This is a genomic window from Thermus sp. FJN-A (genome assembly GCF_054655095.1).
Window position 1 is genome coordinate 1 of sequence record NZ_BAAHSC010000155.1, and the last position, 256, is coordinate 256.

The window sequence follows — 256 nt, forward strand, 5'->3', positions numbered from 1 at the left end:
GGGGGGGGGGGGGGGGGGGGGGGGGCGGGCCTCCCCGGTGACCCAGACCCTCCGGGCGGACCGGGGGAGGGCCTGCAGGAGGTCGGCGAGAAGCCTCCCCGAGAGGTCCAGCCGCCACTCCCTGAGGACCTGGGGCCTCCCCCGGACCATGCGCACCCGGTAGGCCACCACCTGGCCGTCCCGGCTCACCGCCAGGGTGCGGCCCAACTCGTCCTCAACCAGAACCCCTTCCCGCCCCAGGGCCTCCACCACCAGG

At 77.3% G+C, this 256-nt stretch carries 1 pseudogene; it reads right to left on the reverse strand.

The features are described from left to right. A pseudogene (locus tag ACYQ0J_RS00795) lies at positions 1–256 on the reverse strand (metal-dependent hydrolase); the annotation flags it as partial.